The 20686-nt window shown below is 69.2% G+C and carries 21 protein-coding genes; 12 read left to right on the top strand and 9 right to left on the bottom strand.

Translation table 11 applies throughout. The annotated features are described in order from the left end of the window. The first annotated feature begins 24 nt into the window (after nt 1-24). Both recA and recX read left to right on the top strand, forming a co-directional pair. Nucleotides 25-1104 carry a recombinase RecA gene (gene recA, locus Talka_RS03260; protein ID WP_143889678.1) on the top strand — a complete coding sequence of 360 codons (1080 nt, stop codon included), beginning with the start codon at nt 25-27 and terminating at the stop codon, nt 1102-1104. Between the two features lie 7 nt (nt 1105-1111). Beyond that, complete coding sequence (gene recX, locus Talka_RS03255) at nt 1112-1588, top strand: recombination regulator RecX (protein WP_143889677.1); 477 nt, start codon at nt 1112-1114, stop codon at nt 1586-1588. A 38-nt stretch (nt 1589-1626) separates the two neighbouring features. On the opposite strand, the gene Talka_RS03250 is transcribed toward recX, so the two are convergent. Then, nucleotides 1627-2679: a c-type cytochrome gene (locus Talka_RS03250; protein WP_143889676.1), complete on the bottom strand. Its 1053-nt coding sequence runs from the start codon at nt 2677-2679 to the stop codon at nt 1627-1629. Between the two features lie 262 nt (nt 2680-2941). Between Talka_RS03250 and Talka_RS03245 the strand changes: the two genes are divergently transcribed. Further along, entirely contained in the window at nt 2942-5071 is a 2130-nt protein-coding gene (locus Talka_RS03245; protein WP_143889675.1) for a methyl-accepting chemotaxis protein, read from the top strand. 23 nt (nt 5072-5094) lie between these two features. On the opposite strand, the gene Talka_RS03240 is transcribed toward Talka_RS03245, so the two are convergent. The 6 genes from Talka_RS03240 to rpmH are packed head-to-tail and all read right to left on the bottom strand — an operon-like array spanning nt 5095 to nt 10345. Continuing rightward, nucleotides 5095-6300, bottom strand: coding sequence for a pyridoxal phosphate-dependent aminotransferase (locus tag Talka_RS03240; protein ID WP_143889674.1), 1206 nt, complete (start codon nt 6298-6300; stop codon nt 5095-5097). A gap of 5 nt (nt 6301-6305) precedes the next feature. Then, entirely contained in the window at nt 6306-7718 is a 1413-nt protein-coding gene (gene mnmE, locus Talka_RS03235) for a tRNA uridine-5-carboxymethylaminomethyl(34) synthesis GTPase MnmE (protein ID WP_143889673.1), read from the bottom strand. Nucleotides 7719-7727: 9 nt separating this feature from the next. After that, on the bottom strand, nt 7728-9443 hold the full coding sequence (gene yidC, locus Talka_RS03230; RefSeq protein WP_143889672.1) for a membrane protein insertase YidC: 1716 nt from the start codon (nt 9441-9443) through the stop codon (nt 7728-7730). Further along, on the bottom strand, nt 9440-9745 hold the full coding sequence (yidD, locus tag Talka_RS03225) for a membrane protein insertion efficiency factor YidD (protein WP_246100546.1): 306 nt from the start codon (nt 9743-9745) through the stop codon (nt 9440-9442). The genes yidC and yidD overlap by 4 nt, the downstream gene beginning before the upstream one ends. Continuing rightward, the gene (locus tag Talka_RS03220) at nt 9742-10197 is read right to left on the bottom strand and encodes a ribonuclease P protein component (protein WP_143889671.1); all 456 of its coding nucleotides are present in this window, start codon (nt 10195-10197) and stop codon (nt 9742-9744) included. The genes yidD and Talka_RS03220 overlap by 4 nt, the downstream gene beginning before the upstream one ends. 13 nt (nt 10198-10210) lie before the next feature. Continuing rightward, nucleotides 10211-10345 carry a 50S ribosomal protein L34 gene (rpmH, locus tag Talka_RS03215; protein WP_143889670.1) on the bottom strand — a complete coding sequence of 45 codons (135 nt, stop codon included), beginning with the start codon at nt 10343-10345 and terminating at the stop codon, nt 10211-10213. A gap of 198 nt (nt 10346-10543) precedes the next feature. Here rpmH and dnaA point away from each other — a divergent pair, with 198 nt between their 5' ends. From dnaA to Talka_RS03175, 9 genes are all read left to right on the top strand, one after another. Further along, on the top strand, nt 10544-11983 hold the full coding sequence (gene dnaA / locus Talka_RS03210) for a chromosomal replication initiator protein DnaA (RefSeq protein WP_143889669.1): 1440 nt from the start codon (nt 10544-10546) through the stop codon (nt 11981-11983). Nucleotides 11984-11990: 7 nt separating this feature from the next. Next, nucleotides 11991-13106, top strand: a complete 1116-nt coding sequence (gene dnaN, locus Talka_RS03205; RefSeq protein ID WP_143889668.1) for a DNA polymerase III subunit beta — start codon at nt 11991-11993, stop codon at nt 13104-13106. Between the two features lie 8 nt (nt 13107-13114). Then, on the top strand, nt 13115-15694 hold the full coding sequence (gene gyrB, locus Talka_RS03200) for a DNA topoisomerase (ATP-hydrolyzing) subunit B (protein WP_143889667.1): 2580 nt from the start codon (nt 13115-13117) through the stop codon (nt 15692-15694). A gap of 162 nt (nt 15695-15856) precedes the next feature. Further along, entirely contained in the window at nt 15857-16678 is an 822-nt protein-coding gene (locus tag Talka_RS03195; RefSeq protein WP_246100544.1) for a cation efflux transmembrane domain-containing protein, read from the top strand. Between the two features lie 128 nt (nt 16679-16806). Continuing rightward, nucleotides 16807-17151: an ArsR/SmtB family transcription factor gene (locus tag Talka_RS03190; RefSeq protein ID WP_143889763.1), complete on the top strand. Its 345-nt coding sequence runs from the start codon at nt 16807-16809 to the stop codon at nt 17149-17151. A gap of 96 nt (nt 17152-17247) precedes the next feature. Continuing rightward, nucleotides 17248-17757 carry an arsenate reductase ArsC gene (locus Talka_RS03185; protein ID WP_143889665.1) on the top strand — a complete coding sequence of 170 codons (510 nt, stop codon included), beginning with the start codon at nt 17248-17250 and terminating at the stop codon, nt 17755-17757. Between the two features lie 18 nt (nt 17758-17775). Further along, nucleotides 17776-18867, top strand: a complete 1092-nt coding sequence (arsB, locus tag Talka_RS03180; RefSeq protein WP_143889664.1) for an ACR3 family arsenite efflux transporter — start codon at nt 17776-17778, stop codon at nt 18865-18867. A gap of 157 nt (nt 18868-19024) precedes the next feature. Then, complete coding sequence (locus Talka_RS11980) at nt 19025-19126, top strand: sodium-dependent bicarbonate transport family permease (protein ID WP_221933843.1); 102 nt, start codon at nt 19025-19027, stop codon at nt 19124-19126. After that, on the top strand, nt 19123-19650 hold the full coding sequence (locus tag Talka_RS03175) for a sodium-dependent bicarbonate transport family permease (protein ID WP_143889663.1): 528 nt from the start codon (nt 19123-19125) through the stop codon (nt 19648-19650). The genes Talka_RS11980 and Talka_RS03175 overlap by 4 nt, the downstream gene beginning before the upstream one ends. 95 nt (nt 19651-19745) lie before the next feature. Here Talka_RS03175 and Talka_RS03170 read toward each other — a convergent pair whose 3' ends face one another. Together Talka_RS03170 and Talka_RS03165 are read right to left on the bottom strand one after the other, a co-directional pair. After that, nucleotides 19746-20273, bottom strand: a complete 528-nt coding sequence (locus Talka_RS03170; RefSeq protein ID WP_143889662.1) for a cytochrome b/b6 domain-containing protein — start codon at nt 20271-20273, stop codon at nt 19746-19748. A 32-nt stretch (nt 20274-20305) separates the two neighbouring features. Further along, nucleotides 20306-20566, bottom strand: coding sequence for a PepSY domain-containing protein (locus tag Talka_RS03165; protein ID WP_143889661.1), 261 nt, complete (start codon nt 20564-20566; stop codon nt 20306-20308). Between the last annotated feature and the right edge of the window lie 120 nt (nt 20567-20686).

Here is a 20686-nt window from a genome sequence, read left to right as displayed (position 1 = left end):
GCCCCAGCGAAAAGGAAGCCAAGCATGACCGCCACCTCCACCCGCACCCCGGATCCCGAGAAGGCCAAGGCCCTGCAAGCCGCTTTGGCGCAGATCGAAAAGCAGTTCGGCAAGGGCGCCATCATGCGCCTGGCCGAGGGCGAGAAGGTCGAGGACATCCAGGTCGTCTCCACCGGCTCGCTCGGGCTGGACCTGGCGCTGGGCGTCGGCGGCCTGCCGCGCGGGCGCATCATCGAGATCTACGGGCCGGAATCGTCCGGCAAGACGACGCTGACATTGCAGGTCATCGCCCAGATGCAAAAGCAGGGCGGCATCTGCGCCTTCGTCGATGCCGAGCACGCGCTGGACGTGCAGTACGCGCAGAAACTCGGCGTCGATCTGTCCAACCTGCTGATCAGCCAGCCCGACACCGGCGAGCAGGCGCTGGAGATCGTCGACAGCCTGGTGCGCTCCGGCGCGGTCGATCTGATCGTGGTGGACTCGGTGGCGGCGCTGACGCCGAAGGCCGAGCTGGAGGGCGACATGGGCGACGCGCTGCCGGGCTTGCAGGCGCGCCTGATGAGCCAGGCGCTGCGCAAGCTCACCGCCACGATCAAGAAGACCAACTGCATGGTCATCTTCATCAACCAGATCCGCATGAAGATCGGCGTGATGTTCGGCAGCCCCGAGACCACCACCGGCGGCAATGCGCTCAAGTTCTACGCCTCGGTGCGCATCGACATCCGCCGCACCGGCTCGATCAAGAAGGGCGAGGAGGTCATCGGCAGCGAGACCAAGGTCAAGGTCGTCAAGAACAAGGTTGCCCCGCCGTTCAAGACCGCCGACTTCGACATTCTCTACGGCGAAGGCATCAGCCGCGAGGGTGAAATCGTTGATTTGGGCGTGCAATACAAGGTGATCGAGAAGTCCGGCGCCTGGTACGCCTACAACGGCGAAAAAATCGGCCAGGGGCGCGAGAACGCGCGCGAGTTTCTGAAGGAAAACCCGGATCTCGCGCGCGAAATCGAAAACAAAATCCGCGCTGCCGTGGGCGTGGCGGCGTTGCCGTCGGTGGCGCCAGACGATGAAGTGGAGCCCGATTTTTCGGCGCTGGACGAGGTCTGACGTCGCCATGGCCGCCGCGGCCCCGACGCTGAAGGCGCGCGCGCTGCGGCTGCTGGCGCGGCGCGACTATACGCGCCAGGAGCTGGCGCAGCGGCTGGCGCCGCACGCCGCCGACGCCGCGGAGTTGGAAGCGGTGCTGGATGAGTGCGCGCGGCGCGGCTGGCTGGACGAGGCGCGCGCGCTGGAGGCGCACCTGCACCGCCGCGCCGCAGGGCGCGGGCGCGCCCGGCTGCAGGCCGAGCTGCGCGCGCGCGGCTTTGCCGACGAGGTGCTGCTGGAGGAGGCCGATGCGCGCCTGGCGGCCACCGAGGCCGAGCGCGCGCAGGCCGCGTGGGCGCGCCGCTTCGGCACCGCGCCGCGCGATGCCGCCGAACGCGCGCGCCAGCTGCGCTTCCTGCTGGCGCGCGGCTTCGCGCCGGAGGTGGCGCGCCGCACCGTGCCGCGCGTGGCAGTGGCCGACGACGCCGCAGACGGTGAGGGCTGACGCTGCGGCCCGCCGTTGCGTGCCGGGGTTGACCGCGTTCAGCGCCCAGCCGCAGCCGCTCCGCTTGCGGCTTGCTCGCGCCGCGCATACTCCATCAGTTGCGCTTTCATTTGCTGCTGTTTTTGCACCAGCGGCGGGAACGGCCCATATTTGTGCTGATCGGGGTTGGCCAGCAAATACGGCGGGAAAGCCGCATCCACGGGTTTGTTCCAGCGCGCCGGGAAGTCCTTTTCTAGCCCGGCTTTTTCAGGGCGCGGTTGCGACAGCATGTAGGCGGCCACATCATAAGCCTCATCCAACGTCAGTTGCACATTGCCGTGGCTGGCGCCCAGCGGCATGTTGGCATAAACAAAGCGGGTGGCCATTGCCAGCCGGTTCATGCCGGCGCCGGTGTTGAAGCTGTCCGGCCCCCACAACGGCGGGAACAGGTAGCCCTGCGCGTCACCGGGCTGGCCGACGCGGCGGCCCTGGCCGTCTTCCCCATGGCAGCTGGCGCACTTGGCGGCATACACCTTGGCGCCGGCTTCAGGGTTGGCGCGGCGGTTGGGCATGCGGGTGGTTACCGTGCCCAAGCCCTCAATCTCTGCGCCAATCGGCACGCCTTTGGAGAGGTGCGTGATGTAGGCGACGAAAGCGCGCATTTCGCGCGAATCCCACGGCAGCGGCTTGCCGTTCATGCTGCGCTCCATGCAGCCGTTGATACGGTCTTGCAGCGTGCTGATGTCGTCCTCGCGCGCCCGGTATTGCGGGAAGGTCGCGGCCACCCCAAGCCACGGCATCGCGTATTCTTTGGTGGCTGCCGCTTGGTGACACGACGCGCAAGCCAGATTGTTGCCGGCGTAACGCATCGCGGGGTCTTTCACTTCCGGGCCGATGTAGGCGAAAGTGCGTTCGGTCAGCTCCTTGCCGTAGCGGATCAGCCGCCCGAGGTGATCGTCGGGCAGCTGCTCCACCGGCGTTGGCTGGATCTGTTCCAGCTTCAGCTTAGGCGCTTGAGTGGCCGGCGTCTGGGCGTGCGCCACCGCGCCCCAAACGGCCAGCGCCACGGCGCTGGGGAGCCAACGATGAAATGACGTCCGGATGGCTTTCATGGTGCTCTCCTTGCAGGTCAACCTCCGATTCCCACAACGTGGGAAGGGTTTCTTCAATCTAGGGTTTTCCCGCGGCTGCGGCTTGACCGTTGTCAAAAAGTCGGTCGGTCGGCGCTCCAGGTGCGCTGGCCGTCGGCCACTTCCGCCCGGTCGATGGCGCTGGTGCGCCAGCCAGCCTTTGCGCTACACTGGGTTGGGCAGGTGAGGGCGGAATGCGCCCCAACGCCCTGTCCGCCGTCGTCGGTTGAACTGTGCGATCCCCATGCGCCTGAACCTGCCTGTCACCCAAAAGCTCTACGATTTCCCGGCCGACCAGACGCTGATTTCGGTCACCGACGTCAAAGGCCGCATCACCTACGCCAACAACAATTTCGTGGCCATCAGCGGCTACAGCCGCGAGGAGCTGCTGGGCCAGCCGCACAACATCGTGCGCCATCCCGACATGCCGGAAGAAGCCTTCCGCGACATGTGGCACACCATCCTGCATGAAGGGCGCCCGTGGAGCGGCGTGGTCAAAAACCGGCGCAAAAACGGCGACCACTACTGGGTGCGCGCCAACGCCACGCCGGTGCGCGAAGGGCGCGAGATCGTCGGCTTTCTTTCGGTGCGCACCAAAGCCACCCCGGAGGAAATCGCCGCCGCTGAGGCGCTGTATGCGCGCATGCGCGCCGAGGCCGAGCAGGGGCGCTTGCGCACGCGGCTGCAGGGCGGCGAGGTGGTGCGCAGCGGCTGGCTGCCGGCGCTGGCGCGTCGGCTCAAGCCCGGCTTGCGTGGGCGCATCTTGTTGGCGGTGGCGCTGGCCGGCTTGGTGCCGGTGGCGGGGCATCTGCTCGGCTGGCCGTGGTGGGGCGATGCGCTCAGCACCGCGGCGCTGGTGGCGCTGGCCGCCTGGATGATCGAGCGACAGTTCATGCGGCCGCTGCGGCGCATTGTGCGCCAGGCTGAGCACCTGGCCGCCGGTGATCTGGTCGAGCCGATCGTGGTGGACACCGATGACGAACTGCGCCGCATCCAGCTCGCGCTGCAGCAGGTGGAGGTGGGCGTGCGCACGGTGGTGCGCGACATCCGCCACGAGGTGGCCAACCTGCGCGGCGGCACGCAGGAGATCGCCGCCGGCAACCAGGACCTGTCGCACCGCACCGAAAACGCCGCCGCGAGCCTGCAGCAGACCGCGGCGTCGATGGAGGAGATCAACGGCACGACGCAGGAGACCGCGCGGCTGGCGGATCAGGGCGTGGCGTTGGCGCGCCAGACGCTGGAGCTGGCGCGCGCCGGCACCGAAGCGGTGGCGGCGCTGTCGGGCACGATGCGCGAGATCACCGACTCGTCGCAGCGCATCACCGACATCATTCAGGTCATCGAGGGCGTGGCGTTTCAGACCAACATTCTGGCGCTCAACGCCGCGGTGGAGGCGGCGCGCGCCGGCGAAGCGGGTCGCGGCTTTGCGGTGGTGGCCGGCGAAGTGCGGGCCCTGGCCCAGCGCACCGGCGAGGCGGCCAAGCAAATCCGTCAGCTCATCACCGAGTCGCGCCAGCGGGTGTTGGCGGGCGATGCCCGCACCACTGAAGCCAACGAGCGCATGACCGCAGTGATGGAGGCGGTCGAGCGCGTGGCGCGCATGTTCGAGGATGTGCACCACTCCGCGCAAGAGCAGACGCAGGGCGTGGCGCAAATTGCCGAGGCGATCGCCAACCTCGATGCCATCACGCAGCAAAACGCTGCTATGGTCGAGCAGTTGGCCGCGGCGTCGGTGTCGCTGGATGAGCAGGTGCAAACGGTGCACAGCACGATCCGGGTGTTTCGCCTCACGCACCAAGACAAGCTGCTGGTCAAGGAAGATGCGGCGGCGTTGCGCCGCGCCATGGCGGCCAAAGGCGATCCCGATCAGCTGGATTTCGATGCGGCGATCAAAGCGCATCAGCAGTGGCGCATCAAGCTGCGCAACGCCATCCTCAAGGGCGAAAAGCTCGACGTGGCCACCATCCGCCGCGACGACTGCTGCATCTTGGGCAAGTGGATCTACGGCGCCGGCGGGCGGCAGTGGGGCCACCTGCCGCTGTTTGCCACGCTGGTGGAGCAGCACAAGCACTTCCACCAGGAGACCGGCCGCGTGGCGGAGCTGGTCAACGCCGGTCGCGCCGAAGAGGCCAACCGCCTGCTGATGGGCGAATCGCCGTTCATCCGCGCGGGTCGGGCGGTGGTGGATACGTTGCAAAAGCTTAAGCAGGCGGTGCAGGGCGCAGCCAAGTCGGCGCAGCTGCTGCAGGCCCAGCCGGCGCGCCTGGCCGCCGCGCCGAAGGCGCTGGCGGCGGGTGGCGCGCCCGCCAAGGGCGCCGGCAGCCCAGCGCCCTCGGCCAAGCCCGCCGCCGCCGACGACTGGGAGACCTTCTGACCCGGTCGGCGGGCGGCCCAGCGTCAGCCGAGCCAGCGGTGCAGGCGCTGCAACGCCTCGTCGAGATCGTCTGGCGTCGTGGCGACGGAGAAGCGCACGAAGCGCCCGCCGTCAGCCTCGCCGAAGTCGGCGCTCGGCGTGGCCACCACCCGCGCACCTTGCATCATCGCGCGCACGAACGCCAGGCTGTCGGCCACGCCCACGCGCGCCATCGGCGCGCTCGCGTCGGCCCAGACGTAGAACGCGCCGTCCGGCGCCACCGGCACGGCAAAGCCAAGCTGCCGCAGCCCGGCGGCGAAGCGCCGCGCCCGCCGCGCGTATTCGGCGCGGCGCCGCTCGCACTCGGCCAGCGTGTCGGGCTCGAAGGCCGCCAGTGCTGCCCGCTGCGCCACGGTGCTGGCGCAGATGGCGTGGTTCTGCGCCAGCCGCTCCAGCGCCGGCACCAGCGGCGGCGGCAGCACCAGCCAGCCGAGCCGCCAGCCGGTCATGCCCCAGTACTTGGAAAAGCTGTTGACGCTGACGATGTCCTCGCCCAGCGCCAGCGCCGTGGCGGCGTCTTCGCCAAACGTCAGCGGCAGGTAGATCTCATCGACCACCAGCGCCCCGCCGCGCGCGCGCACCTGCGCGAGGCTGGCTGCCAGCGTTGCCGCCGGGATCGAGGCGCCGGTCGGGTTGGCGGGACTGGCCAGCATCAGCCCGCGCGTGCGCGCGCCCCAGGCGGCCTGCAGCGCCGCCGGCTCGGGTTGAAAGCGCCCGGCTGCCCGCGTCGGCACCAGCCGCGGCTGCACGCCAAGGCTGGCCAGGATCTGCCGGTTGCACGGGTAGCACGGATCCGGCAGCAGCACCTCGTCGCCGGCGTCGAACAGCAGCAGGCTGGCCAGCTGCAGCGCGCCGGACGCCCCGGCCGTCACCGCCACACGCGCCGGATCCACCGCCACGCCCCAGCGCGTGCCGTACCAGGCGGCGATGGCCTCGCGCAGCGCCGGCAGGCCCAGCGCCGGCGTGTAGCCGGTCTGCCCGGCGCGGATCGCGCGTTCGGCGGCTTGCTGCACCGCCGGCGGGGCGCCGACGTCGGGCTCGCCGATGTTGAGGCGCAACAGCCGCGGCGCGCCGGGTGCGCTTTGCCGTTCCAGCTCGGCGGCTTCGAGGGCTACCTGCATCACCCAGAACGGCGCCACGCCTTCGGCGCGGCGGCTCGCGGTCGGTGCGGGCGTCGTCGGGGTCGTCATGCGGGTCACTTGCCGATGCAGAAGCGCGCGAAGATCGCGCCGAGCAGCTCGTCGGCGCCGAAGGCGCCGGTGAGGGTGCCGAGGGCCTCCTGCGCCAGCCGCAGCTCCTCGGCCAGCAGCTCCAGCGCCGGCGCCGGGCCGTGCAGCAGCCGCTCGGCCGCCTGCAGGTGCGCCTGCACGCGCCGCAGCGCCTCGACGTGACGCTGGCGCGCGCTGTAGAGGCCCTCGGCGGTGGCGCCGTCCCAGCCGGCCAGCCGCAGCAGGCGCTGGCGCAGCGCCTGCAGCCCCGCGCCGCTGCGCGCCGACAGGCGCACGCCGCCGTCGGCGTCCTCGCCGGGCTCCACGCCGGCGGCGTCGGCCTTGTTCCAGACCTCGATCACCGGCACCTTCTCAGGCAGCCGGGCGCGGATGGTGGCGTCGGCCTGCGCGTAGGCCGGCTCGTGCGCGCGCGTCAGGTCGTGCACGAACAGCACCGCGTCGGCCTGCGCGATGCGCTGCCAGGCGCGCTCGATGCCCAGGCGCTCGACCTCATCCACCTCCGCGCCGTCGCGCAGCCCGGCGGTGTCGATCACGTGCAGCGGCACGCCCTCGATCTGGATCGCCTGCTGCACGACGTCGCGCGTGGTGCCGGCGATCGGCGTGACGATGGCCACCTCGGCCTGCGCCAGCGCGTTGAGCAGCGAACTCTTGCCGGCGTTGGGCTGGCCGGCGATGACGACGTGCAGCCCCTCGCGCAGCAGCGCGCCCTGGCGCGTGCGCGCCAGCACCTCCGCCAGCTGCGCCTGCAGCCGCTCAAGCTGCCCCGCGGCATCCGCCTGGCGCAGGACGTCGATCTCCTCCTCGGGGAAATCGAGCGTGGCCTCCACCAGCAGCCGCAGCTGCACCAGCGCCTCGTGCAGCGCGCCCACCGCCTGCGAGAACGCACCGGCCAGCGAGCGCGCGGCGCTGCGCGCGGCGGCCTCGGTGCTGGCGTCGATCAGGTCGGCCACCGCCTCGGCCTGCGCCAGGTCCAGCTTGCCGTTGAGGAAGGCGCGCTCGGTGAACTCGCCGGGCCGCGCCAGCCGCAGCCCCGGCAGGCGCGGCCGGCCGCTTTGCGGGTCGGGCTCGGCGGCGGCCTCCAGGCAGCGCTGCAGCAGCAGCTGCAGCAGCACCGGGCCGCCGTGCGCCTGCAGCTCCAGCACGTCCTCGCCGGTGTAGGAGTGCGGCGCCGGAAACCACAGGGCAAGGCCATGATCGAGCGCGCTGCCGTCGGCGGCGCGGAAGGGCCCGTAATGCGCGTGGCGCGGCGCAAGCCGCCGCCCCAGCAGCGGCGCGTGCAGCGCCTCCAGGCCCCGGCCGCTCAAGCGCACGATGCCGACCGCACCGCGGCCCGGCGCGGTGGCCACGGCGACGATCGGCTCGTCATGGCGCGGCAGCATCGCCTGGCGTCACTTGAACTTCGGCAGGTTGAACTTCAGCGGCACGCCCATCGTGTGGTTGATGTAGGCCTGCTGCGCGATCGTCAGCACGTTGTTGACGATCCAGTAGAGCACCAGACCAGCCGGGAAGAAGAAGAACATCACGCTGAACACCAGCGGCATCAGCCACATCAGCTTGGCCTGCAGGGGATCCGGCGGCAAGGGGTTGAGCGCCGTTTGCACGACGGTGGTCAGCGTCATGACCAGTGGCAGCACGTAATAAGGGTCGGGCGACGACAAATCGTCGATCCAGCCGATCCACGGCGCGTTGCGCATCTCCACGCTGGCCAGCAGCACCCAATACAGCGCAATGAACACCGGAATCTGGATCAGGATCGGCAGGCAGCCGCCCAGCGGGTTGACTTTTTCCTCGCGGTAGAGCTGCAACATTTCTTGCTGCAGCAACTGGGGCTTGTCTTTCAGGCGCTCGCGCATTTCCATCAGGCGGGGGCTGATGGCCTTCATCTTGGCCATGCTGCGGTAGGCGCTGGCGTTGAGCCAGTAAAACGCCGCCTTGATCAGCACCACCAGCAGCACGATCGCCCAGCCCCAGTTGCCAACCAGGCCGTGGATCTTTTCCAGCAGCCAATACAGCGGCTTGGCCAGGATCGTCAGCCAGCCGTAGTCCTTGACCAGCTCCAGCCCCGGCGCCAGCCGCTCCAGCACCTTCTCTTCCTGCGGGCCGACCACCAGGCGCGCAGCGCTCGTCTGCGTGGCCCCAGGGGCCAGCGTCAGCTCCGGGCCGATCTGGCCGACCGCGTACAGGTTGTCCACCTTGCGCGCGTAGTTTTCGCGCTCCACGCCTTCCGGCAGCAGCCAGGCGCTGAAGAAATAGTGCTGCACCATCGCCACCCAGCCGTCGCGGGCCTGGCGTTGGAAGTCCGCCCGGCCCTTGTCAAGGTCGGCGAATTCAATTTTTTGATACTTGCCTTCGTGGCTGTAAACCGCCGGGCCGGTGAACGTGGAGTAAAACGGCGTTTCGCTGCCGGCCTTCAGGCCATCGCGCAGCAGCTGCTGGTACGGGCGCACGCGCGCCTCGGCCTCGCCCTGGTTGACGACCTCGTGCTGCACGTCGAGCACGTAGCTGCCACGCTGCAGCGCGATGCGCTTGCGCAGCACCAGCCCCTCCACCGGGTCGGACTCGAACACCAGTTCCAGCCGCTCTTGCCCGTCGGCCAGCTCGATCGGGCCGCTGGCGGCGGGGCTGATGAGCCGCATCGGCGTCTTGTGCGTCGGCGCGGGGCGCCCGCCTTCGCCGATCAGGCCGGACTGCGCCACATACACGCGCCGGCCATCATCCACCAGCAGCTGCAGCGGCGTGAACGATTGGCGCAACGCCTTGCCGGTTTCCGCCGCGTGTCGGAGCAGCCGTGCGCCGGCCAACGTCGCCCCTTCGCTGTCAAACGTCAGCTCCAGCACGTCGGTGCGTACGACGTAGCGCTGGCGCGCCGCCGGCGCGGCGGTCGCCGGCACGGCGCCGGGCGACGCGGCGCTGCCAACGCTGGGTTGGGGCACATCAGCGGCGCCTGAGGGGACGCCTTCGGCCGGCGCCGTGGCCGCGGGCCTTGGCGTGCTGGACGGAAAAAACGTGGCGGGATGCCCGCGATGGATCTGCCAGCGATCCCACAACAGGATCAGCGAAAAGCCAAAGATCACCCACAGGATGGAGCGCCGAATGTCGTTCATGACGGGGTCGGGGGATCGGAAGGGGAGGAGCGCGCCGCCCAGCTGAACAGCCGCGGCGCTTGCGCCGGCACCGGGTCGTGGCCGCCGGCGCACCAAGGGTGGCAACGCAGAACGCGCCGCGCCGCCAAGTAGCTGCCGCACAAAGCGCCGTGACGCTGCAGCGCTTCCAAAGCGTAAGCCGAGCAGCTCGGGGTGAAGCGACACGAAGAGCCCACCCACGGGCTAAGCAGCAAGCGATAGCCCTGCACCAGGGCGATCAGCAGCCGCTGCGGCCATCGGGCCAGTCCTGCCCAGACCTTCACCGATCGGTCTCCTTCAGACCAGCCAGGCGTTGCGGCAGGCGATCGCGCAAAAGCCACATCAGCTCGGCTCGCACCGCCCGACGCAGCGCGCGGGAGGCGGCGCTGGGGAATTCGCTCGTCGGCCAGCCGCGCTTGAGTCTTAACACCCACGCACCAGGCGGCGGCGGATGCAGAGCGGCCACCGCGCGCGCTTGACGCTTGATCAGATTGCGCGTCACCGCGCGGCGCGCGCCGCGGCGCGACACCACCAAGCCCAGCCACGGCCCGGGGCCACGGGGCAACGTCTCGGCTTCAGGCGGCCACGGCCAAGCGATGCCGTGCAGCGCGAAATGCTCACTTTGCGCCAGGGGGGCAGCGGCCAAGATCCGCTCGAAATGCGCCCGGCGGCGCAACGATGGCAGCCGTGGGACGGCGCCAGAAGCCGGAGCCGGGCTGACCGCAGCGGCGCCCACGAAAGCAAAACCGTTAGACCGCCAGGCGTTTGCGGCCTTTGGCGCGGCGCGCGTTGATGACCTTGCGGCCGCCACGCGTTTTCATCCGCACAAGAAACCCATGCGTGCGGGCGCGACGAATTTTGGAAGGTTGGTACGTGCGTTTCATTTGGACGGGATCCTCACGCAAGCGATGCTCGATCTTGCAGCAAAGCAAGGTCGCACCAAAACCCTTTATTATGGCAGAGGGGGCTTATCCTTGCCAGCCCCCATAGAACCCGGCGTGCAGGTCGAGCCGATGGTCGGTTGAAGGCGGCGGCTGGCGCTGTGGATAACTCGAGCTGGGCGGCTACAATCGGTCGCAGTCATGAGTTCGGTGCGATCGGTTTCGGATGCGGCTGCCGCGCCTGGTCAGGGGCCAGGCGCGGATTTGTGGGAGGCGTGCCTGCAGCGGTTGGCGCAGGAGATGCCGCCCCAGCAGGTGACCACGTGGCTCAAGCCGCTGGCTGCGCAGGTGGCGGCCGATGGCTCGCGCGTGACGTTGACGGTGGCCAATCGCTTCAAGCTCGATTGGGTGCGCGCGCAGTACGCCGGGCGTATCAGTGCGGCGCTGCAAGAACTGGCTGGCCAGCCGGTGGCGCTGGAGCTGGTGCTGGCCCCGCGCGAGGCGCCCGCCAGCCCTGCCGGGCGGGCAAGCGCGGCGCGCACGGCCTTGCCGCTGCGCGGCGAGTCCGCGCTGCCGCCGCTGGCCGAGTCGCCGGCGCCCGAGCCGGCGCCCGCGGAGCACCGCACGCGCCTGAACCCGGCCCTGACGTTTGCCACGCTGGTGGAGGGGTCGGCCAACCGCATGGCGCGCGCCGCGGCGATGCACGTAGCCGCCAGCCCCGGCCAGCTCTACAACCCGCTGTTCATCTACGGCGGCGTGGGCCTGGGCAAGACGCATCTGGTGCACGCGATCGGCAACCAGCTGCTGGCCGAGCGTCCCGAGGCCAAGGTGCTGTATGTGCACGCCGAGCAGTTCGTCTCGGACGTCGTCAAGTCCTACCAGCGCAAGACCTTTGACGCTTTCAAGCAGCGTTACCACAACCTGGATCTGCTGCTGATCGACGACGTGCAGTTCTTCGCCAACAAGGACCGCACGCAAGAGGAATTTTTCAACGCCTTCGAGGCGCTGCTGGCCAAGAAGAGCCACATCGTGATGACCAGCGACACCTATCCCAAGGGGTTGACGGACATCCACGAGCGGCTGGTGTCGCGTTTCGACTCCGGGCTGACGGTGGCCATCGAGCCGCCGGAGCTGGAGATGCGCGTGGCCATCCTGATCAGCAAGGCGCAGGCCGAGGGCGCCGCGATGCCCGAGGACGTGGCGTTCTTTGTCGCCAAGAACGTGCGCTCCAACGTGCGCGAGCTGGAGGGCGCGCTGCGCAAGATCCTGGCCTATGCGCGCTTCAACCAGCGCGAGGTCTCGATCGCCGTGGCGCGCGAGGCGCTCAAGGATCTGCTCAGCATCCAGAACCGCCAGATCAGCGTCGAAAACATCCAGAAGACGGTGGCTGACTTCTACAAGATCAAGGTCGCCGACATGTATTCCAAGAAGCGGCCGGCGGCGATCGCGCGGCCGCGCCAGATCGCGATGTACCTGGCCAAGGAGCTGACGCAGAAGAGCCTGCCGGAGATCGGCGAGCTCTTTGGCGGGCGCGACCACACCACCGTGCTGCACGCCGTGCGCAAGATCGCCGCCGAGCGCCAGGTGGACAGCGAACTCAATCAGCAGCTCCACGTGCTGGAGCAGACCTTGAAGGGGTGACCCGAGCATGATCGTCCTGCAAGCGACGCAAGAGCGGCTGCTGGCCGCGCTGCAGTCCGTCAGCGGCATCGTCGAGCGCCGCCACACCGTGCCGATCCTGGCCAACGTGCTGATCCGCCGTGACGGCGGCGCGGTGCAGTTCACCACCTCCGACCTGGAAATCCAGATCCGCGCCAGCGCCGACTTCGGCGGCGACGCCGGGCCGTTTGCCACCACGGTGGGGGCGCGCAAGCTGATCGACATCCTGCGCACGCTGCCGGCGGAGCAGACCGTCACGCTGGACGCCAGCGGCGGGCGCGTGGTGCTCAAGGCCGGCAAGAGCCGCTTCACGCTGCAGACGCTGCCAGCGGAGGACTTTCCGCTGGTGCAGGAGGCGCCCGCGTTCGGGCCGGCGTTTGCGGTGCCGCAGAAAGTGCTCAAGCGCCTGCTCGGGCTGGTGTCGTTTGCGATGGCGGTGCAGGATATCCGCTATTACCTCAACGGCATCCTGTTCGTCGCCGAGGGGCGGCGGCTGACGCTGGTGGCCACCGACGGCCACCGGCTGGCGCTGGCCAGCGCCGAGCTGGAGGTGGAGGTGCCGCGCCAAGAGGTGATCCTGCCGCGCAAGACGGTGCTGGAGCTGCAGCGGCTGCTGGCGGAGCGCGACGACCCGATCGAGCTGCGCTTTGCGAGCAACCAGGCCAAGTTCACGCTGGGAACCCTGGAGTTTGTCACCAAGCTGGTGGAGGGCAAGTTCCCGGACTACCAGCGCGTCATCCCCACCGCGCACCGCAATGTGCTGGTGCTGGGCCGCCTGCCGCTGCTGGCGGCGCTGCAGCGCGCCGCCATCATGACCAGCGACAAGTTCAAGGGCGTGCGGCTGCACCTGGAGCCGGGCCTGTTGCAGGTGGCGGCCAACAATGCCGAGCAAGAAGAGGCGGTCGATGAGCTCGATGTGGAATACAGCGGCGAGGTCATCGACATCGGCTTCAACGTGCAGTATCTGCTCGACGTGCTGGGCGCGATGGCGGCGCTGGGCGCCGAACACGTGCGCATCGAGCTGCAGGATGGCAACGCCTCGGCGCTGCTCACGGTGCCCGGTGAGGAACACTTCAAATACGTGGTGATGCCGATGCGCATCTGAGTGGATCCATGACTGAATCGCAACACCCCACCGCGCCGAGCGCGGGCTACGGTGCCGAGGCCATCCAGATCCTGGAGGGGCTGGAGGCGGTGCGCAAGCGCCCCGGCATGTATATCGGCGACACCTCCGATGGCACCGGTCTGCACCACCTGGTTTTTGAAGTGGTGGACAACTCCATCGACGAGGCGCTGGCCGGCCACTGCGACGACATCGTCGTCACCATCCACAGCGACAACTCGATCAGCGTGCTGGATAACGGCCGCGGCATCCCCACCGGCATCAAGTGGGACGACCGCCATGAGCCCCGGCGCAGCGCCGCCGAGATCGCGCTGACCGAGCTGCACGCTGGCGGCAAGTTCAACCAGAACGCCTACAAGGTCTCCGGCGGCCTGCACGGCGTGGGGGTGAGCTGCGTCAACGCGCTGTCGCGCTGGCTGCGCCTGACGGTGCGCCGCGACGGCAAGGTGCACTATCTGGAATTCGCCCGTGGTGAAGTGGTGGGGCGCCTGGTCGAGGAGGCCACCGCGCCCGACGGCAGCCGCGTGCTCGTCTCGCCGATGCGGGTGCTGGGCGCCACCGACAAGCGCGGCACCGAGGTGCACTTCCTGCCCGACACCGAGATCTTTCGCGAGAACCACGACTTCCACTACGAGATCCTGGCCAAGCGGCTGCGCGAGCTGAGCTTTCTGAACAACGGCGTGCGCATCCGGCTGATCGACGAGCGCAGCGGCAAGAGCGACGATTTTTCCGGCGCCGGCGGGGTCAGAGGCTTCGTCGAGTTCATCAACGCCGGCAAGAAGGTGCTGCACCCGACCGTCTTCCACGCCACCGGCAGCCGCCCCGCCGCCGACTACGGCGGCATCCCCGGCACCGAGATCGGCGTCGAGGTGGCGATGCAGTGGAACGACGGCTACAACGAGAACGTGCTGTGCTTCACCAACAACATCCCGCAGCGCGACGGCGGCACGCACCTGACGGGCCTGCGCGCGGCCATGACGCGCGTCATCGGCAAATACATCGAGCAACATGAGCTGGCCAAGAAGGCCAAGGTCGAGGTGACCGGCGACGACATGCGCGAGGGGCTGTGCTGCGTGCTGTCGGTCAAGGTGCCGGAGCCGAAGTTTTCCAGCCAGACCAAGGACAAGCTGGTCAGCTCCGAGGTGCGCGCGCCGGTGGAGGACATCGTGGCGCGGGCGCTGACCGACTACCTGGAGGAGCACCCGCAGGACGCGCGCATCATCTGCGGCAAGATCGTGGAGGCCGCGCGCGCACGCGAGGCGGCGCGCAAGGCGCGCGAGATGACGCGGCGCAAGGGCGTGCTCGACAGCCTGGGGTTGCCCGGCAAGCTGGCCGACTGTCAGGAAAAAGACCCGGCGCTGTCGGAGATCTACATCGTCGAGGGGGACTCCGCCGGCGGCAGCGCCAAGCAGGGCCGCGACCGCAAGTTCCAGGCCATCCTGCCGCTGCGCGGCAAGATCCTCAACGTCGAGAAGGCGCGCTACGAGAAGCTGCTGGCCAGCCAGGAGATTCTGACGCTGATCACAGCCCTGGGCACCGGCTTGGGCCGCAGCAGCAGCGGGGAAGACGGACGTGTGCGTTCCAGCGGCGAAGAGTTTGACATCGCCAAGCTGCGCTACCACCGCATCATCCTGATGACCGACGCCGACGTCGACGGCGCGCACATCCGCACGCTGCTGCTGACGTTCTTCTACCGCCAGATGCCTGAGCTGATCGAGCGCGGCCACGTCTTCATCGCGCAGCCGCCGCTGTATAAGGTGAAGTGCGGCAAGGAGGAGCTGTACCTGAAGGACGACCACGCGCTGCAGGCGTATTTGCTGCGCGTGGCGCTGCAGGGCGCGCGCGTGTACACCGGCGGCGCGCAGCCGCGCGTGATCGAAGGCGAGGAGCTGCAGGCGCTGGCGCAGCGCCACCAGGCCGCCGAGAGCGTGGTGGCGCGCTTAAGCCCCGTGATGGACGCCGAAGCGCTGCGCGCGATCGCCGCCGGCGTGGCGCTCGACCTCGACGACATGGAGGCCGCCGCGGCCAGCGCCGCGGCGCTGCAGGCGGCGCTGCGCGCCGGCGCCCGCAACGGCAGCGCGCCGGAGGTGCGCGCTGAACTCGACCCGCGCACCGACAAGCCGCTGCTGCGCATCAGCCGCCGCCACCACGGCAACGTGCGCACGAGCGTCATCACGCAGGACTTCGTGCACGGCGAGGACTACGCCGCGCTGGCGGATGCCGCGCGCACGCTCTCGGGCCTGCTCGGCGAGGGCGCCCGGGTGCAGCGCGGCGACGGCGAGCGCCAGCGCGAAGCGGCGGTGGACGACTTCCGCGCCGCGATGCGCTGGCTGCTGGCCGAAGCCGAGCGCACCACCAGCCGCCAGCGCTACAAGGGCCTGGGCGAGATGAACCCCGAGCAGCTGTGGGAGACGACGATGAACCCGGCGGTGCGCCGCCTGCTGCAGGTGCGCATCGAGGACGCCATCGAAGCCGACAAGGTCTTCACGATGCTGATGGGCGACGAGGTCGAGCCGCGCCGCGCCTTCATCGAGGCCAACGCGCTGCGCGCGGCCAACCTGGACGTATGAGGCGGGCGGTTGACGCGGCGGCCGGGCATCCCTAGATCCAAAGAAAGGTAAGGAGACCGCGATGATCGAAGCCGCCGTCACCAGCAAGGGGCAGGTCACGATCCCGGCCGCGATCCGGCGCGCTGGCTCGCCGCCCCCGCGACCGACGACGCCTGAACCATGATGACCGGCTCGCTTCACCCTGGCGGCCGCTGGCGCAGCACCTTCCGCGTGCCGGCGATGGACTGCCCGTCGGAGGAAAACCTGATCCGCGCCGCGCTGCGCGGGCTGCGGGGGGCGCGGCTGACGTTCGACCTGCCCGGGCGCACGCTGGTGGTCGAACACGCCGGGCCGGCCGATGCGGTGCTGCAGCGGCTGCAGCCGCTCAAGCTCGGCGCGCAGCTCATCGACAGCGTCGCGCTGACCGAGCCCGGCCCGGCCGCGGCCGAGACCGACCCGGCCGCCGAGGCGCGCGTGCTGCGCGCGCTGCTGGCGATCAACGCGCTGATGTTCGTCGTCGAGCTCGGCGCGGGCTGGTGGGCGCAGTCCACCGGGCTGATGGCCGACGCGCTGGACATGCTGGCCGACGCGGCGGTCTACGGCACCGCCCTGCTGGCGGTGGCGCGCGGTGCGGCCAGTCAGGCCGCGGCGGCGCGCGTGGCCGGCTGGACCCAGGCGCTGCTTGCGTTGCTGGCGCTCGTGGAGGTGGCGCGGCGGGCCTGGTTCGGCAGCGAGCCGGTGTCGCTGCTGATGATGGGGGTGGGCGCGCTGGCGCTGGTGGCCAACGTGGCCTGCCTGCTGCTGATCGCGCGCCACCGCGACGGCGGCGTGCACATGCAGGCAAGCTACATCTTCTCCGCCAACGACGTGCTGGCCAACCTCGGCGTCATCGTCGCCGGCGCGCTGGTGCTGGCCACCGGCGCGGCGTGGCCGGATCTGCTGATCGGCACCGTGATCGCCGTCGTCGTGCTGCGCGGGGCGCGGCGCATCCTCGCGCTGACCTGAGGCCGGCCCGGCGCCGCGCCGTGGCGGCGGGCCCGCCCTGCCATCGCGGCCATGTCCTGACCGGGCCCGAACGCACCGACGCCCCGGTTCGCCCTGATGTTCAATGATTCAAGTATCATTGAACCATGATGCAGGAAGCCGAAGCCGTGCAAGCGCTGGCCGCGCTGGCTCAGCCGGTGCGGTTACGGGCCTTTCGCGCCCTGGTGCAAGCCGGCGCCGAGGGACTAACCCCCGGCGCGCTGGCCGAGACGCTGCAGGCGAGCCCCAGCGCGCTGTCCTTCCACCTGAAGGAGCTGCTGCACGCCGGCCTGGTGACGCAGCAGCGCCAGGGCCGCCACCTGATCTACCGTGCCGCCTACGACGCGATGGACGCCTTGCTGAGCTACCTCACTGAGCAATGCTGCGGCGGCCAACGGTGCGCCGCTGCTGAGCGATGGCGCAGTCTTCCAGAGTCCAGCAGCCCGGCTCCATGACAACGCGGCGTCACGCGCCTGTTGCACGATGCGAAGCCGACACCCCTAGCCCCTGCGCCGACCGTCATGATTTTTTGTTGACTGAGGAGACCCCTGATGAGCGTCCCATCCCATCATCCCTTGAACGTCCTGTTTTTGTGTACGCACAACTCGGCGCGCAGCATCCTGGCTGAGGCGCTGCTGAACCATCTGGGGCGTGGGCGCTTTCGCGCCTACTCGGCCGGCAGCAACCCGCGCCCAAACCAACAGCCCAACCCGATGGCGCTGCAGGTGCTGCGCGAAGCTGGCATTCCCACCGAGGGCCTGCGCAGCAAGAGCTGGGATGAATTTGCCGGCCCCGAGGCGCCGCACATGGATTTGATCATCACCGTGTGCGACCAGGCCGCAGGCGAGCCGTGCCCGGTGTGGCCGGGCCACCCCGCCACCGCGCACTGGGGTTATCCGGATCCGTCCGCGCTGCAAGCTGACGACGCCGCCAAGCTGGAGGCGTTTCGGCACACGATGCAGCGGATCAAACGCCGGCTCGAAATGTTGGTGGCGTTGCCGCCGGACAAGCTGGCGCGCGCTTGCTTGCAAGATAGCGCCCGCGCCTTGGCGCAAGCTTAAGCGCAGGAAGGGATCCGCATGAGCGCGCAATGCGAAACCACCGCCAAGCGCGCCGCCGGCGCGCCGCTGGGCGTGTTCGAACGCTACCTGACGCTGTGGGTGGCGCTGTGCATCGTGGCCGGCATCGCGCTCGGGCAGGCGTGGCCGGCCCTGTTCCAGGCGGTGGCGCGGCTGGAGGTGGCGCAGGTCAACCTGCCGGTCGGGCTGCTGATCTGGGTGATGATCATCCCGATGCTGCTGAAGGTGGACTTCGGCGCGTTGCCGCAGGTGCGCCGGCACGTGCGCGGCATCGCCGTGACGGTGGCGGTCAACTGGCTGGTCAAGCCGTTTTCGATGGCGCTGCTGGCGTGGCTGTTCGTGCGCCAGCTGTTCGCGCCGTGGCTGCCGTCGGATCAGCTCGACAGCTACGTGGCCGGGCTGATCCTGCTGGCCGCTGCGCCGTGCACCGCGATGGTGTTCGTCTGGAGCCGGCTGTCGGGCGGCGATCCGCTGTTCACGCTGAGCCAGGTGGCGCTCAACGACACCATCATGGTGTTCGCATTCGCACCGATCGTCGCCCTGCTGCTGGGGCTGGCCTCCATCACCGTGCCGTGGGATACGCTGCTGTTCTCGGTGGGGCTCTACATCGTGGCGCCGGTGCTGCTGGCGCAGGCGTGGCGGCGGGCGCGGCTGCGCCGCGGTGGCGAGGCGGCGCTGCAGGCCACGCTGGCGTGGCTGGGGCCGGCGTCGATCGCCGCGCTGCTGCTCACCCTGGTGCTGCTGTTCGGCTTTCAGGGCGAGCAGATCCTGCGCCAGCCGCTGGTGATTGCGCTGCTGGCGGTGCCGATCATCATCCAGGTGGTGTTCAACTCGGCGCTGGCCTATGGGCTGAACCGCTACGTGGGCGAGGCGCACTGCGTGGCGGCGCCGTCGGCGCTGATCGGGGCGTCCAACTTCTTCGAGCTGGCGGTGGCCACGGCGATCAGCCTGTTCGGCTTTGAGTCCGGCGCGGCGCTGGCCACGGTGGTGGGCGTGCTGATCGAGGTGCCGCTGATGCTGGCGGTGGTGGCGGTGGTCAACCGCACGCGCGACTGGTATGAGCGGGGCCGCCAAGTCGCCGCGGCAGGGTGAGCGGCGCGACGGCAGGGCGTTGCCGCACGCACGGTGGCAATGGGGGTCTATTCATCGATTTCATACGATGAGTAATATCTGAAAAATTGATTTCTTAGGATGAGCTGTTCGCGGTAGGCTTGTAACTGAGTTACATCTTCCCTTGGAGGGTAGCCCCGTGAACAACTTGCTCGATCCTGCGATTCTGTTCTTCGTCTTCGGCGTGCTGGCCGGCGCGGTGCGCTCCAACCTGGAGATCCCGGCGGCGCGGCCACGCTGACGCTGGGCGGCGGCGCAGGAGGTGGGGCGCCGCTGTCGATCGGGCGCATCCTGCACGAGTCGTTCACCGACGGGGCGCACCTGCTGCTGCTCGGGGCGCTGGCCGTCGGCATGGTCAGCGGCGAGCAGGGCCAGGCGATGATGAAGCCGTTCTCCGGCGACCTGTTCAAGGGCATGCTGGCGTTCTTCCTGCTTGACATGGGCCTGATGGTGGCGCGCAACTTTCGCGAGGCGCGGCAAGCGTCGCCGGTGCTGCTGGCGTACGCGGTGGCGGGGCCGCTGGCGCACGCCGCCATCGCGCTGGGGCTGGCCACCGTGCTGGGCCTGAGCGCGGGTGACGCCGCGCTGCTGATGGCGCTGTCGGCCAGCGCTTCCTACATCGTGGTGCCGGCGGTGCTGCGCTACGCGATCCCGGAGGCCAACCCGGCGCTGTATTTCGGGCTGAGCTTGGGGGTGACATTGCCCTTCAACATCCTGAAGGGCAGCCCGTTTTACACGCAGATGGCCGCCATGGCGTTGGGCTAGCAGGCGCAATCTTGCATGAACCGGTGGCGGGGGATCTTAAGTTCCAGCGCCGCCGGCTCGTCGATACGATGCCCTGGGTCGACACAGACGCTGGCTCACTCAAAGCGCTTGACGCCGGTGAACATCGCCCGCACCAACGAAACCCGCTGCAGCCGGCCCATCACCAAGGCCGCCGCGGCATGCACCGCGGCGGCCACCAGCAGGGCGTTGGCCAGCGCCTCGTGCAAGTCTTCCAGCCATTCTTCCCCAAAAAGGGCATCGGTCTGCATTAGCCAGCCGGTCAAGCCCAGCGCCAGCACCAGCGCCATCAAGGCCAGCATCATCAGCGCACCGAAGGGGTTGTGGCCTGGATTGGCGTCCGGCTCCCCAGCCAGCACTGCACGCGCATGCGCGCGCAGCCGCGCTGGGGTGGGCCACCAGTCGGCGAAGCGGGCATGGCGGCTGCCCACCAGCCCCCACAGCAAGCGCAACCCAACCCAGGCCGCCGCCGCGTAGCCGACCCAGCGGTGCGCGGTCTCGCCCTCTTCCAACACCCAGAGGTTCAACACCACGCACGTCACCAGGCTCCAGTGGAAGACGCGCACGAACGGGTCCCAGACATACACTGCGGCGGGACGTTGCATTGTGCAAGCTCCTCGTTACGTTTTACGACGTCTTACTTGCGTTGCAGCTCCGCGCCGGTGGCGGGGTCAAAATAGATTTCCACCTTCTTGCCAGCCGCATCGCGTCCGTAGATTTCGTAGCACTGCCCCGAGCTGACTTTGAAGGTCTTGATCTGGTAGCCGCGCTTTTCCACCATGGCGCGGAAGTCGGCCTCTTTCATCCATTGTTCTTTGGGCGCTTTGCACTGGGGGCTGGCCCAGGCGGCGCCAAGCGAGGCCAGCGCCACGGTGATGCCCAGAAAGATTTGACGCATGATCCACACTCCTCCATCATTGGATCGATCCGAACGGGGCAGGCCCGTGCGAGAACGCGCGTGCACCGCCCCGGCAGGCAGTGTGCAGCCGCTTGGCTGAACCGACGCTGAATGGCGCGG

The sequence above is a fragment of the Tepidimonas alkaliphilus genome (assembly GCF_007556595.1).
Taxonomy (GTDB): domain Bacteria; phylum Pseudomonadota; class Gammaproteobacteria; order Burkholderiales; family Burkholderiaceae_C; genus Tepidimonas; species Tepidimonas alkaliphila.
Note: the sequence above shows the minus strand (reverse complement) of the source record. Positions and strands in the feature narration are given on the sequence as shown.